Raw genomic sequence first — 12,314 nt, 5'->3', positions numbered from 1 at the left:
TGTCCGCCCGGCCGGCGAACGAACGCCCAGGGACTCGACAGTCCAATCTGAGGGTCAGACCAACAGGTCGACAGTCGGCGGCAGAGTCAGAATCCCCAAGCGCTACAAGCATCATCAGTGTCGGTGGCCAATGCTTGAGTTGAGACATGGCAACACCGACCATCCCGAGTCACCGCGTGAACGCCGCGGTCGCGCAGATGCGCGACACTGCGACGTCCGTCGCCGACACTCCGGCATGGTCGATGACCGACACCGAAGCAGCCGACGCCCTCGTCGAGCTCACCCGCCTCGAGGCCCAGGTCACCGAGCTCAAGGGCCGCGTGGCCGCTCATGCCGACGAGCAGCAGGTCGGCCAGGACCGCGGCGCGTCGTCGACCGCGGCCTGGCTCGCGCACGAGACGAAGCAGACCCGCCCGGCCATGCACCGGATGGTGAAGCTCGGCCAGGACCTGCAGCGCCACCCGTTGACCCGGAGCGCCCTCGCCTCGGCCGTGATCTGCCCGGAGCAGGCGACGGTGATCCTCCGGTGGGTCGACACCCTCCCCGAGGAACACCAGGACACTGCCGAGCGGCACCTCCTCGACCTCGCCGCCGACCACGACGCCAAGGCATTGAACCGGCTCGGGAAGCGGCTGTGGGAGGTCATCGACCCCGACGGCGCCGACGCCCGCGAGGCCGAGATCCTCGAACGCCAAGAACAGGCCGCAGCGCGGGCGATGTACCTCAAGGTCTGGGACGACGGCGACGGCTCCACCTATGGGTCGTTCAAGATGCCGCACCTCGGCGGCGCCGCGTTGCGGAAGATCCTGGCCGCGGTCATGGCCGCCAAGCACCAGAACGCCACCAAGGGCGCCGGCACCGGCCACCTCGCCGCTGTCCGGACCGGGCCGGAGGCTCAGGGGCAGGCGTTCTACGAGCTGCTGATGCGGTTCCCGAAGAACAAGCTCCCCAAGCTCGGCGGCCTCAACGCCACCCTCCTCGTGACCATCTCCGAAGACGCGTTGCTGGGGCGGCTCGAGCAGGCCGGGACCATCCTCGACACCGGCGACCGCATCTCACCCGCCCTCGCCCGGCAGCTGGCGTGTGAGGCCAGGATCCTCCCCGTCGTCCTCGGCAGCGAGTCCGAAGTACTGGACCTCGGCCGCGAGCAGCGGCTCCACTCCCAGGCCCAACGGATCGCGATCACGCTCCGCCAGCACGGCCAGTGCGCCACCGAGGGCTGCGAACGGACCAGCGGCCTCCACGCCCACCACATCCGGGAATGGACCAAGGGCGGACCCACCGACCTCACCAACGCCATCGGCCTCTGCCACTGGCACCACATGAGAGCCCACGACACCACCTACGACATGACCCACCACCCCAACGGCAGCGTCAGCTTCCATCGACGCATCTAGGCCGACGCCAGAGACCGATTCTCGACTCACCGGGTTTCGGGGCTCGTCGCTGACGCTCCTCGCACCTCAACCAGCGGACCGCTTGCGCGCCTTCGCACCTCAACCAGCGGAAAGCAGTGCCGTGCCCGCGCGAGCCAGCGCGCCCCGACAGGTCAGTCGCTGAGCCTCGGGAGGCCCCAGGTGGAGAGGCAGAAGGGGTGGCCGGCCGGGTCGGCGTACACGAAGCAGTGGTCGGCGTTGGGCTGGTGCTCGTACCGGGTCGCGCCGGCGGCGAGCACCCGGGCTCCGGTCGCCTCGAGGTCGTCGACGAGGAACTCGAGGTGCAGCTGCATCGCGACCTCGCCACCCGGCCAGGTCGGGGGCCGGTGGTCGTCGACCTGCTGGAAGCCGATGTCGCCGTTCGGCCCGGCCACCAGTGCCCAGTGCTCGTCGCCCGTGGCGACCCCGCCGGTGATGTCGGCGTAGAAGCGGGCGAGCGCGATCGCGTCGGGCGCGTTGACCGTGGTCGAGCTGAGCCTGATCAGGTCGGACATCAGCCGACCTCCATCTCCTGGTACATCGGTGTGAGCTCCTCCCAGCGGCGCTTCCAGCCGGGCGCGCCGGCCTCGGAGCTCCAGCCCTCGGGGTGCACCGGGCCGCCGGCCTCGAGCGAGCGACCGAGGTCCTCGAGGTGGACCCGCCACCCGGAGGCGTGGAACGGGAGATGGGTGATCGGCAGGCCGCGCTCCTCGACCACGAGACGGGTCCGGGTGCCCTCCTCGGTCAGCCACGCCTCGATCTGTCCCTCGTCGTCGGCACCCGGCTCCATGGTCAGCAGCAGGTGGTGGGGCGCGTCGCAGACCTCGACGCGAACCGGGCCGGTCCAGGTGCTCGTGAAGACGACCTGGATCATGCCGCCGACCCGCAGGTCGCCGTCGACCTGGGCGAGCCAGCGGGCCAGGCGCTCGGGCGTCGTGCACGCCTCCCAGAGGTCGTGGATGTCGGTGTCGTAGACGTCCTCGACCCGGACGGCTCCCCGGGTCTCGTCGAGGGCGCGCATCGTCGCGTTCGTCGTCATCGTCGGGCCTTCTTTCCTCGTGCGATCTCGGTGTGGAGTGCGTCGAGCCGGCTCTCCCAGAGCCGGCGGTACGGCCCGAGCCACTCGTCGACCTCGACGAGCGCCTCGGGGCGGAGGGTATAGATCCGCCGCTGCGCGTCCTGCCGTACGTCGACCAGCCCGGCCTCCCGCAGCACCCGGAGGTGCCGCGACACTCCCGGGCGGGCGATCGGCAGCGCCGCGGCCAGCTCCCCCGCACTCGCGGGGTGGTCGCGGAGGATCTCGAGAACGGTCCGCCGGCTCTCGTCGGCCAGCGCCTGCAGCACAGCGTCCATGAGAGCAATGTACCTAAGTGGTTACGTACCCGCAAGGGTACATTCGGAGACGCGGCCGGATGCGGCAGGATGCGGGGCATGGGTGAGGAGATCGTCGGGCCGTTCTTCCACGGCACGAAGGCGGTGCTCGGGGCCGGGGACGAGCTGGTCGCCGGGTTCGGGTCCAACTTCCAGCAGGGCCGGGTGATGAACTTCGTCTACTTCACCTCGCTGATCCCGACGGCGGCGTGGGGCGCCCAGCTGGCGACCGCGCTGGCCGGGGTCGAGGGACGCGGGCACATCTACGAGGTGGAGCCGGCCGGGGACTTCGAGGACGACCCGAACGTGACCGACAAGAAGTTCCCGGGCAACCCCACGAAGTCGTACCGCACCCGCGAGCCCCTGCGGGTGGTCCGCGAGGTCGAGGACTGGGAGGGGCACCCGCCGGAGGCGCTGCAGACGATGCTCGACAACCTGGCCCGGCTGCGCGAGCAGGGCCTCGACGTCATCGAGGACTGAGCGGCCGGCTACAGCCAGCGCCGCACGCGCCGCCGGTAGTCGTCGTACGGCGCGCCGAAGCGCTCGTGGAGGAATCGCTCCTCCGGGAGGATCGCGCCCCAGAGGACCAGCGCCACCGCGACCGGGAAGAGCACCAGCGCCCAGAACGACGGCACGAGCAGCGCGATCGCCAGGTAGAGCGCGAGCAGCCCGACGTAGAGCGGGTTCCGGGAGAGCCGGTAGGGACCGCGGATCATCAGCGCGGTGGTCTCCTGCCCGGGCAGCAGCCCGGTCTCGTGGCGGGCGAAGAGCCACAGCGACCAGCCGTTCCAGACCGCGAAGAGCAGCAGCAGCACGCAGCCCACCGGGAGACGCCACGACCCGAGGTCGATCGGGTCGCCCCATCCGGCCGTCACGATCCAGCCGACGACCAGCGGGAGGCCGATCGCGACGGGCGGCCAGAGCCGGAACGAGACGATCGGTCCGGAGTCGCTGGTCATGGGGCCATGGTGATCCCCCCTAGGGTTCTTGTCATGAGCAGCGCGTCGCCGACCAGCCGGTACCACTGGACCAACCTCGCGCCGCTCGTCGCCGTCGTCGTCCTCGCCGTCTCCTGGGGACACCACCCGGGCACCGTCGCCGCGGTCGGGATCGGCATCTTCCTCATCGGCGCCGTGCTGTCCGCCGTGCACCACGCGGAGGTGGTGGCGCACCGGATCGGCGAGCCCTTCGGGTCCCTCCTGCTGGCCGCCGCGGTCACCGTCATCGAGGTGGCGCTGATCGTCACGCTGATGATCAGCGGCAGCGGCGACACCTCCGCCCTCGCCCGCGACACCGTCTTCGCCGCGGTGATGATCACGGTCAACGGCATCGCCGGGCTCTCGCTCCTGATCGGGGCGGTGAAGTACCGGATGGCGGTCTTCAACCCCGAGGGCGCCGGCTCGGCCCTGACCACGGTGGTCGCTCTGGCGACGCTCACGCTCGTGCTGCCGCGCTTCACCACGAGTACGCCGGGGCCCGAGTTCTCCAGCGCCCAGCTGACCTTCGCGGCCGTGGCGTCGCTCGGCCTCTACGGCATCTTCGTCTTCACCCAGACCGTCAAGCACCGCGACTTCTTCCTGCCCGTCGACCCGCACGAGGCAGGCGCCGTCGGTCTCCCCGACGAGGACGGCGACGGCCACGCCGACCCGCCGAGCGACCGGGCCGCCCTGGTCAGCCTCTTCCTGCTGCTGCTCGGCCTGGTGGCCGTGGTCGGGCTGGCGAAGGTCGAGTCCTACCCGATCGAGGACGCCGTCGACGCCGTCGGCTTCCCGCACTCCTTCGTCGGCGTCGTCATCGCGCTGCTGGTGCTGCTGCCGGAGTCGATCGCGGCCGGCCGCGCGGCCGCCCGCAACCACGTGCAGATCAGCCTGAACCTCGCCTACGGCTCCGCGATGGCCAGCATCGGCCTCACGATCCCCGCGATCGCGATCGCCTCGATCTGGCTCGACGGGCCGCTCCACCTCGGCCTCGAGCCGACCCAGATGGTGCTGCTGCTGGTCTCGGTGATCGTCGCGGTCCTCACGGTCGTCCCCGGCCGGGCGAAGTCACTGCACGGGTTCGTGCACCTGTCACTGCTGGCGGCGTTCGTCTTCCTCGCCATCAACCCCTGATCAGGACGAGCGGACGAGCACCCGCACCGGCTGGGTGATCCGCGGCGGCTGCGCCGCGACCGACCGCAGGTGGATGTTCTGCAGCAGCCCGACGGCGAGCATGCCGGCGAACATCGAGCTGCCGCCGTACGACACGAACGGCAGGGGTACGCCGGTGACCGGCATGATGCCGAGGCACATGCCGATGTTCTGGAAGGCCTGGAAGCCGAACCAGCAGGCGATGCCGGCGGCCGCGAGCCGCCCGAAGACGTCGTCGGTTCGAGTCGCGATGACCGTCGCCCGCCACACCACGACGGCGAGCAGCGCGATGAGGACGCCCGCGCCGAGCAGGCCGAGCTCCTCCCCCGCGACGGTGAAGACGAAGTCGGTGTGCTGCTCGGGCACGAAGCCCGCACGGGTCTGCGAACCGTCGAACAGGCCCTGCCCGAAGAGGCCGCCGTTGCCGATCGCGATCCGCGCCTGCTCGACGTTGTAGCCGGCGCCGCGCGGGTCGAGGTCGGGGTTGGTGAACGCCATGAAGCGATCCACCTGGTACTGCTTGAGGAAGCCCGCTGCCACCGCGGCGACGGCGGCGGTGACCGCGCCGGTCACGAGCAGCGCCAGCCAGCGTCGCGGTGCACCCGACACGGCGACCACGCCGAAGACCGTCGCCGAGAGCACGAGCATGGTGCCGAGGTCGGGCTGCAGCAGGATCAGCGCGCCCGGGAGGCCCGCGATCGCCAGCATGCCGACCACGTCGCCGATCGAGCCGCCCGGCTTGCCCCGGCGTACCTCCGCGCGCTCGGCCACCCACAGCGCCATGCCCACGACGACCGCGAGCTTGGCGAACTCCGAGGGCTGGATCGACATCCCGCCCAGCTGCAGCCAGGATCGCGAGCCGTTGACCGTCGAGCCCATGGTCAGCACCAACACGAGCCCGCCGATGGACGCGAGGTAGACCGCCGGCGCGAGGATCCGCACCCAGCGGTGGTCGACGGCGATCACGACGGCCATCAGCACCAGCCCGATGACGACGTTGACGAGCTGCTTGCGCAGGTACGCCGTGGTGTCGCCGCCGGTCAGGTCGGCGCGATGGCTGGTCGCCGACCACACCAGCAGGCTGCCCAGGGTGATCAGGGCGAGGACCGCGAGGAGCAGCAGCCAGTCGAGGCGGGGCACGCGCGTCATCTCAGTCGTTCTCCTTGCGCGCCGGCGGCAGGATCGTGCCGTCCTTGGTGAACGTCGGCAGGCCCGCGGGCGGCGTGACGCCGGGGATCACGGACTTGTCGGTGTCGACGGTCATCCCGTCGATGCCGTAGAGCGACTCCCAGATCTTGCGGACCGCGGGCCCCGACGTGCCGGAGCCGGTGCCGCCCTGGCTGACCATCATGATCACCACGTAGTTCTCGTCGTACGTCGCGACCCACGAGGTCGACTGCTTGCCGTAGACCTCGGCGGAGCCCGTCTTGCCGCGGATGTGGACCTGGTCGAGCGGGAAGTCGCCGAACTTCCAGGCGAGCGTGCCGACCTTCGGCGTGCCCTGGAGGGCCGTGTCGACGTAGTCGATGCTGGCCTTCGACGCGTCGACGTGGCCCGCGACGACCGGCTTGAACTCCTTGACCACCTGGCCGTCGGTGTCGACGATCGCCTTCGCGATCCGCGGCTCGTAGAGGGTGCCGCCGTTGGAGAGCGCGGCGTACGCGCGGGCCAGCTGGAGCGGCGTGACCATGGTGTCGCCCTGGCCGATCGAGTAGTTCACGGCGTCGCCCTCGCGGTAGTAGCTGCCCTCGAGGCAGAACTCGTGCGAGAAGACCTTGAGGAAGGCGTTGGGCGCGGTGCCCTTCTCGTCCATCCGGCAGTAGTAGCCCTTCATGGACTTCCAGTAGGCGAGCTTCCACTTGCGGTCCGCGATCCGGCCGCTCGCCTCGCCGGGCAGGTCGATGCCGGTCTTCTGGCCGAAGCCGAAGTTCTTGGCCTCCTCGACGAGCGGGTCCTTGGCGTCGACGTTGGTCGGGTCGGTGCCGTACTTCTGCCAGTAGTGCAGGCCGACGCGGTAGAAGAAGGTGTCGCAGGAGAGCTGGAGCGCCTGGGCGAAGGTGATCGGGCCGTACGACGCGGACTCGTAGTTCTTGAACCAGCGGTTGCCGACCTGCAGGCCCGAGGAGCAGTCGAGGCGGGTGTCCGGCGAGAAGCCGTTGTTGAGCGCGCCGACCGTCATGATCGGCTTCCACGTCGACCCCGGCGCGAACTGGCCCTGGGTCGCGCGGCCGAGCAGCGGGTTGTCCGCGGCGTCGGAGTAGAGCCGGGCCAGCTGCTTCTTGCTGATCCCGCCGACCCACACCGAGGGGTCGTAGGTCGGCTGGCTGGCCATCGCGACGATCCGGCCGGTCTTGGCCTCCATCACGATCGCGGCGCCGGAGTCGGCGACGTAGTTCTTGTGCGTGACGTCGTCGTACGTCGACCGCGCGGTCTGGATCGTCTGGGCGAGCTGCTTCTCGACCAGGCCCTGGAGCTTCGCGTCGATGCTGGTGACCAGCGTGTCGCCGGGCTTGCTGGCGACCTCGCCGTCGTCGCCGAGGACCCGGCCCATCGAGTCGACCGCGACGCTCTTGTAGCCGGGCATCCCGCGCAGCCACTTGTCGTACTGCTTCTCGATGCCGGCGCGGCCCACGACCGAGGCGCCGTTGAGCGACTCGTCGCCGCGCTTCTGCGCCTCGTCGTACTCGTCCTCGGTGATCGGGCTGAGGTAGCCGAGGACGTGCGCGAGGTTGATGCCGTAGGGGTGCGGGTAGGAGCGGACGCTCTGCTTCTCGGCGACGATGCCGGGGTAGTCCTCGGGCTGCTCGAGGATGCGCAGCGCCACGGTCTCCTTGACGTCGGAGGCGATCGGCACGGCCTGGTAGGGCGAGCCGTTCCAGCACACGCCGGGCACCGCGCCGTCGTCGCCGCAGGTGACCAGCGAGCGCTCGATCCGCGGGACCCGCACGTGGACGACGTCGGAGACGCGCTGGAGCAGCACCTGCTGCTGGTGGTCGCCGAGCTTGCCGAGCACGGTGCGGTCGACCGAGACCACCCACGAGGTGCGGTTGGTGACCAGCGGGCGGCCCTCGTCGTCGACGATCAGCCCGCGCTGGGGCTGGACGACGATGTCGCGCACCGACTGCGAGGCGGCCTGCGCGTGGTACTCCTCCCCGCCGACGACCTGGAGGTAGTAGAGGCGCACCAGCAGCGTGGCGAAGAGGGAGAAGACGAGCGCCTGGATGACGACCAGGCGCAGCCGTCCGGCGTTCGAGCGAGCCATCAGGCGAGGGTCCGGTCCGGCTGGAGGTGACGGAACATCGCCATCACCGGCGGCAGCACGAGCGGGGTGAGCAGGAGGTCCCACAGCACGCCGACGAGGATCACCTGGAGCAGGTCGCCGGTGCCGAGCGCGTGGTCCTGGAGCACCAGGCCGGTGAGCGCGTAGATCGAGGTGCCGACGAACGACGACGCGGCGACCGTCGCGACGACGGTGCCGACGCTCGGACGGGCGTCCTGGCGCACTCGGCCGGCGACGTACCCGACCACGAGCAGCGCGAGCGCCCAGCGGCCGGCGACGTGGTCGGCGGGCGGGGCGAGGTCGAGCGCGACACCGGCGGCGAAGCCGAGGACGGTCCCGAGCTGAGGGCCGCGCGCGAGCCCGGCGGCGACGACCACGAGCAGGCAGAGGTTGGGCACGATGCCGTCCCAGGCCAGGTGCGGGAAGAGCGAGACCTGGAGGACCAGGGCGACCGCGACGGCGGCGGCCGCGGCCAGTCCGCGCAGGGTGTTCATCCCAGGCTCCCGTCGGCCTCGATCACGGCGCGGTCGCTCGTGGTGCCGGACGGCACCACGACACCGACCAGGTCGAGGGCCCCGAAGTCGACGAACGGCTCGACGACGGCGCGCTGCGAGGACTCGCGCAGGCTGCTGTAGACGCTGGTGACGCGGCCGACCGGCACGCCGGAGACGTAGGGGCCGCCGGCCTCGCTCCCCCACGTGACGACGGTGTCGTTCTTCGCGGGGACGGCGGTCTGGTCGACGAGCTCGAGGTCCAGGCGTCCGTCGCCGCCGATGACGCCGCGCCCGTGCAGGAAGCCGACCTCCATGCTGCGGCCGACCCGGCCGCCGACGGTGGAGTCGGAGTCGACGATCAGGAGCACGGTCGCCGTGGTGCGCGTGACCCGCAGGACCCGGCCGACCAGGCCGTCGTTGTTGATCACGGTGAGGTCGGGGTGGATCCCGGCGTCGGTGCCGGCGTCGATGGTCACCGTCTGCGAGAAGGACTGCGCGGCCCCGAGGCCGACGACGCGCGCGGGCACGAGCGAGTAGCCGATCTGGTGGGCGGCGGCGGTGAGGCCGTCGTACTCCTCGAGCCGGTTGCGGTCGTAGTCCTGCTTCGCGACCTGGGACTTGAGCTGGGAGTTCTCCGCCTGGAGGTCCAGCAGGTCCTGCTGCATGGAGTCCTTGGACCGGAACCAGTCGGGCACCGCCGTGAAGGGGCGTACGGCGGCCGAGGTGGCGGTCTCGGCCGGCCCGAAGATCTCCCCCACGGCCCGGCGCGCTGGCTCCAGCGGCGAGTCGGACCCGCCGGCGTGGTCGAGGGTCATCAGGGTGAGGCTGGCCAGCACCAGCGTGGCGACGAGGCCGGGCGACACCCGGCGGTGCTCGGCGGCCGGCCCGCGCCAGTGGCGCTCGCGGAGCTTGAACCCGGGCCTGAGGTCGCGCATCAGCCGCGCCTCGGGTCGGTGACGAGCACCTGCTGCAGCGCCTCGAACTCCTCCACGCACTTCCCGGCGCCGATCGCGACGGAGGTCAGCGGGTCCTCGGCGATGTGCACCGGCATCCCGGTCTCGTGCCGCAGGCGCTCGTCGAGGCCGCGGAGCAGCGCGCCGCCGCCGGTGAGGACGATGCCGCGGTCCATGATGTCGCCGGCGAGCTCCGGCGGGGTCTGGTCGAGGGTGGCCCGGACGGCGTCGACGATCGCGTGCAGCGGCTCCTCGAGCGCCTGGCGGACCTCGGCGCTGGAGACGACGACGGTGCGCGGCAGGCCGGAGACCATGTCGCGGCCGCGGATCTCCGCCTCGGGCTCGTCGAGCTGCGGGAACGCCGAGCCGAGGGTCATCTTGACCTCCTCGGCGGTGCGCTCGCCGAGCATCAGCGCGTGCTCCTTCTTCATCCACGCGACGATCGCCTGGTCGAGGTCGTCGCCGGCGGTGCGGACCGAGAGGCTCGTGACGATGCCGCCGAGCGAGATGACCGCGACCTCCGTCGTACCGCCGCCGACGTCGACGACCATGTTGCCGGTGGCCTGGTGGACGGGGAGCCCGGCGCCGATCGCGGCCGCCATCGGCTCCTCGACGATGTAGACGCGGCGGGCGCCGGCCATGTAGCCGGCCTCCTTGACCGCGCGGTGCTCGACGGCGGTGATGCCGCTCGGCACGCAGATCACCATCCGGGGCTTGGCGAAGTAGCGGCGCCGGTGCACCTGCTGGATGAAGTAGCGCAGCATCTGCTCGGTCGCCTCGAAGTCGGCGATGACGCCGTCCTTGAGCGGCCGGATGGCGGTGATGTGGTCGGGGGTGCGCCCGAGCATCCGCTTCGCCTCGTGGCCGACGGCGAGGATCTCGCCGGTCGACTCCTTGAGCGCGACGACGCTCGGCTCGTCGAGCAGGACGCCCTTGCCGCGGACGTAGACGAGCGTGTTGGCGGTGCCGAGGTCCACGGCCATGTCCCGGCCGATGAAGCTGTTCGCCATGGGATGCCTTGTCGCTGCGCGCACGCACCCGCGCCCGGGGATGGATCACGGGTGGTGCTGGTGGGGAAGTTGTGACAACAGGCTACGAACGCCGACCGCGCTCGCCGGGCAGGACACGCGGCCTCACCTGCGATTTCGTCGCGGGGCCTCAGGCGGGCAGCGGCGCCGAGGTGACGGTGACGGTGACGACGCCGGGTGCGGCGTACGACGCGAGCAGCTCGTCGCCCGCGCGCTGGGCCGCCAGCACGTCCAGGCCCGCCGGCGGGTGCGTCGTGGTCCAGCCGGCACCGGCCAGCATCAGCTCGAGGCCGAGCAGCGGCGAGACGTCGCAGACCGTGGTGGCGCGGGCACGCGCGACCACGGTGTCGCCCGGGCCGGGCTCCAGGCGCGCGGTGACGGGCTCGCCGGTGCCGGTGACCTCGGTCCACGCGCCGGTGGCGTGGGCGGTCACCCGGTCGATCGCGGCCGCGACCATCGGGGGGAGCTCGGCGTCCCGAGCCAGCGGCTCCATGCCGTGAGGCTTGCCCGGGGGCACCTCACCGAAACGTCAGATCAGGTCACAGACCCGGGAACCAGAGCGCGAGCTCGCGCGCGGCGGACTCCGCGGAGTCCGAGGCGTGCACGAGGTTCTCGCGGTTGGACAGCGACAGGTCGCCGCGCACGGTGCCCGGCGCGGCCTTGCGCCCGTCGGTGGCGCCGTTGATCGCGCGCACCACGTCGATGGCCTCGTCGCCCTCGAGCACCAGCGCCACCAGCGGGCCGCTGGTGATGAAGGTGCGCAGCGGCGGGTAGAAGTCGCGCTCGACGTGCTCGGCGTAGTGCTGGTCGGCCATCGCGCCGTCGATGGTGCGCTGCTCCATCGCGACGATGCTCAGGCCCTTGGCCTCGAACCGGGAGAGGACCTCCCCGACCAGGCCCCGCCGGACGGCGTCGGGCTTGAGGATGACGAACGTGCGCTGGGTCATGTGCCGACCCTAGCGAGCACGCGCCCGTCGTACGACGTCGGCCGGGACCGGACCGGTCGCGTCGGCGTCGGGCACCACCGCGCCGAACACGCGGCCCACCGGGATCACGCCGCCCCAGACCCCTGCCTCGATGTCCTCGGCGTCGTCGACCGGACCCTCGGCGCGGGCCTTCATCGACGCCTCGTGGAGCGGGACGGCGAGGACCGCGGTCGCCGCCAGCTCCTTGCGGGTGGGCTCGCGGAGGGTGGCGTCGCGGCCCGGGATCATGTGGTCGACGGTCAGGCCGAGCGCGTGGCGGCGCTCGACGGGGTCCTCGACGATCCGAGCGGTGCCGATCACCACGGCGGAGCGGTAGTTCATCGAGTGGTGGAAGGCCGAGCGCGCGGCGACCAGCCCGTCGAGCTCGGTGACGGTCACGCACACCGTGGTGTCGGCGGCTCCACGCAGCCAGCCGGCCGCGACCGAGCCGTGCACGTAGAGCGTCCCGTCCTCGTCGGGGCCGTCGAGGTCCACCGCGAAGGCCACCGGCAGCACCACCGGGTGCCCGCCGACGACCACGCCCAGGTGGGCGATCAGTGCGTCGTCGAGCAGGCGGTGCAGCTCGGCGCGGTCCTCGACCATCCGGTTGCGGCCGCGGCCGATCGTGGTGCGCTGGGTCGGAGAGAGCGGAGTCGTCGTCACGACGACTATCCTCGCC

Annotated in this window: 15 protein-coding genes; 3 read left to right on the top strand and 12 right to left on the bottom strand. The window is 71.5% G+C overall.

The genetic code is table 11. From position 1 onward, the window contains the following. Positions 1 to 146: 146 nt before the first annotated feature. Entirely contained in the window at positions 147 to 1,397 is a 1,251-nt protein-coding gene (locus tag K8U61_RS22360) for an HNH endonuclease (protein ID WP_224125225.1), read from the top strand. 152 nt (positions 1,398 to 1,549) lie between these two features. Here K8U61_RS22360 and K8U61_RS22355 read toward each other — a convergent pair whose 3' ends face one another. The 3 genes from K8U61_RS22355 to K8U61_RS22345 are packed head-to-tail and all read right to left on the bottom strand — an operon-like array spanning position 1,550 to position 2,768. Beyond that, positions 1,550 to 1,930: a VOC family protein gene (locus K8U61_RS22355; protein ID WP_224125224.1), complete on the bottom strand. Its 381-nt coding sequence runs from the start codon at positions 1,928 to 1,930 to the stop codon at positions 1,550 to 1,552. After that, a complete protein-coding gene (locus K8U61_RS22350; RefSeq protein WP_224125223.1) occupies positions 1,930 to 2,454 on the bottom strand; it encodes an SRPBCC domain-containing protein in 525 nt (174 codons plus the stop codon). The genes K8U61_RS22355 and K8U61_RS22350 overlap by 1 nt, the downstream gene beginning before the upstream one ends. Continuing rightward, complete coding sequence (locus tag K8U61_RS22345; RefSeq protein ID WP_224125222.1) at positions 2,451 to 2,768, bottom strand: ArsR/SmtB family transcription factor; 318 nt, start codon at positions 2,766 to 2,768, stop codon at positions 2,451 to 2,453. The genes K8U61_RS22350 and K8U61_RS22345 overlap by 4 nt, the downstream gene beginning before the upstream one ends. A gap of 78 nt (positions 2,769 to 2,846) precedes the next feature. On the opposite strand from K8U61_RS22345, the gene arr reads away from it, so the two are divergent. Continuing rightward, positions 2,847 to 3,266 (top strand): NAD(+)--rifampin ADP-ribosyltransferase, encoded by a 420-nt coding sequence (gene arr / locus K8U61_RS22340; RefSeq protein ID WP_224125221.1) that lies wholly within the window; start codon positions 2,847 to 2,849, stop codon positions 3,264 to 3,266. Between the two features lie 8 nt (positions 3,267 to 3,274). Here the strand turns inward: arr and K8U61_RS22335 are convergent, their stop codons facing one another. Then, positions 3,275 to 3,745 (bottom strand): methyltransferase family protein, encoded by a 471-nt coding sequence (locus tag K8U61_RS22335; RefSeq protein WP_224125220.1) that lies wholly within the window; start codon positions 3,743 to 3,745, stop codon positions 3,275 to 3,277. A gap of 33 nt (positions 3,746 to 3,778) precedes the next feature. On the opposite strand from K8U61_RS22335, the gene K8U61_RS22330 reads away from it, so the two are divergent. After that, positions 3,779 to 4,897: a calcium:cation antiporter gene (locus tag K8U61_RS22330; RefSeq protein WP_224125219.1), complete on the top strand. Its 1,119-nt coding sequence runs from the start codon at positions 3,779 to 3,781 to the stop codon at positions 4,895 to 4,897. Here the strand turns inward: K8U61_RS22330 and rodA are convergent, their stop codons facing one another. The 8 genes from rodA to K8U61_RS22290 all read right to left on the bottom strand — a co-directional run bounded on the left by rodA (position 4,898) and on the right by K8U61_RS22290 (position 12,298). Continuing rightward, positions 4,898 to 6,064 (bottom strand): rod shape-determining protein RodA, encoded by a 1,167-nt coding sequence (gene rodA / locus K8U61_RS22325; protein ID WP_224125218.1) that lies wholly within the window; start codon positions 6,062 to 6,064, stop codon positions 4,898 to 4,900. A gap of 1 nt (position 6,065) precedes the next feature. Continuing rightward, on the bottom strand, positions 6,066 to 8,177 hold the full coding sequence (mrdA, locus tag K8U61_RS22320) for a penicillin-binding protein 2 (RefSeq protein WP_224125217.1): 2,112 nt from the start codon (positions 8,175 to 8,177) through the stop codon (positions 6,066 to 6,068). After that, positions 8,177 to 8,689, bottom strand: coding sequence for a rod shape-determining protein MreD (mreD, locus tag K8U61_RS22315; protein WP_224125216.1), 513 nt, complete (start codon positions 8,687 to 8,689; stop codon positions 8,177 to 8,179). Before mreD ends, mrdA begins: the two co-directional genes overlap by 1 nt. Next, complete coding sequence (mreC, locus tag K8U61_RS22310) at positions 8,686 to 9,624, bottom strand: rod shape-determining protein MreC (protein WP_224125215.1); 939 nt, start codon at positions 9,622 to 9,624, stop codon at positions 8,686 to 8,688. Before mreC ends, mreD begins: the two co-directional genes overlap by 4 nt. Next, on the bottom strand, positions 9,624 to 10,652 hold the full coding sequence (locus K8U61_RS22305) for a rod shape-determining protein (RefSeq protein WP_224125214.1): 1,029 nt from the start codon (positions 10,650 to 10,652) through the stop codon (positions 9,624 to 9,626). The genes mreC and K8U61_RS22305 overlap by 1 nt, the downstream gene beginning before the upstream one ends. A gap of 148 nt (positions 10,653 to 10,800) precedes the next feature. Continuing rightward, a complete protein-coding gene (locus K8U61_RS22300; RefSeq protein ID WP_224125213.1) occupies positions 10,801 to 11,163 on the bottom strand; it encodes a hypothetical protein in 363 nt (120 codons plus the stop codon). A 46-nt stretch (positions 11,164 to 11,209) separates the two neighbouring features. Next, positions 11,210 to 11,617 (bottom strand): nucleoside-diphosphate kinase, encoded by a 408-nt coding sequence (gene ndk / locus K8U61_RS22295; RefSeq protein ID WP_224125212.1) that lies wholly within the window; start codon positions 11,615 to 11,617, stop codon positions 11,210 to 11,212. Between the two features lie 9 nt (positions 11,618 to 11,626). After that, positions 11,627 to 12,298, bottom strand: coding sequence for a pyridoxamine 5'-phosphate oxidase family protein (locus tag K8U61_RS22290; protein WP_224125211.1), 672 nt, complete (start codon positions 12,296 to 12,298; stop codon positions 11,627 to 11,629). Positions 12,299 to 12,314 lie beyond the last annotated feature (16 nt).

It is taken from the genome of Nocardioides mangrovi (assembly GCF_020073815.1).
Classification (GTDB): domain Bacteria; phylum Actinomycetota; class Actinomycetes; order Propionibacteriales; family Nocardioidaceae; genus Nocardioides; species Nocardioides mangrovi.
Note: the sequence above shows the minus strand (reverse complement) of the source record. Positions and strands in the feature narration are given on the sequence as shown.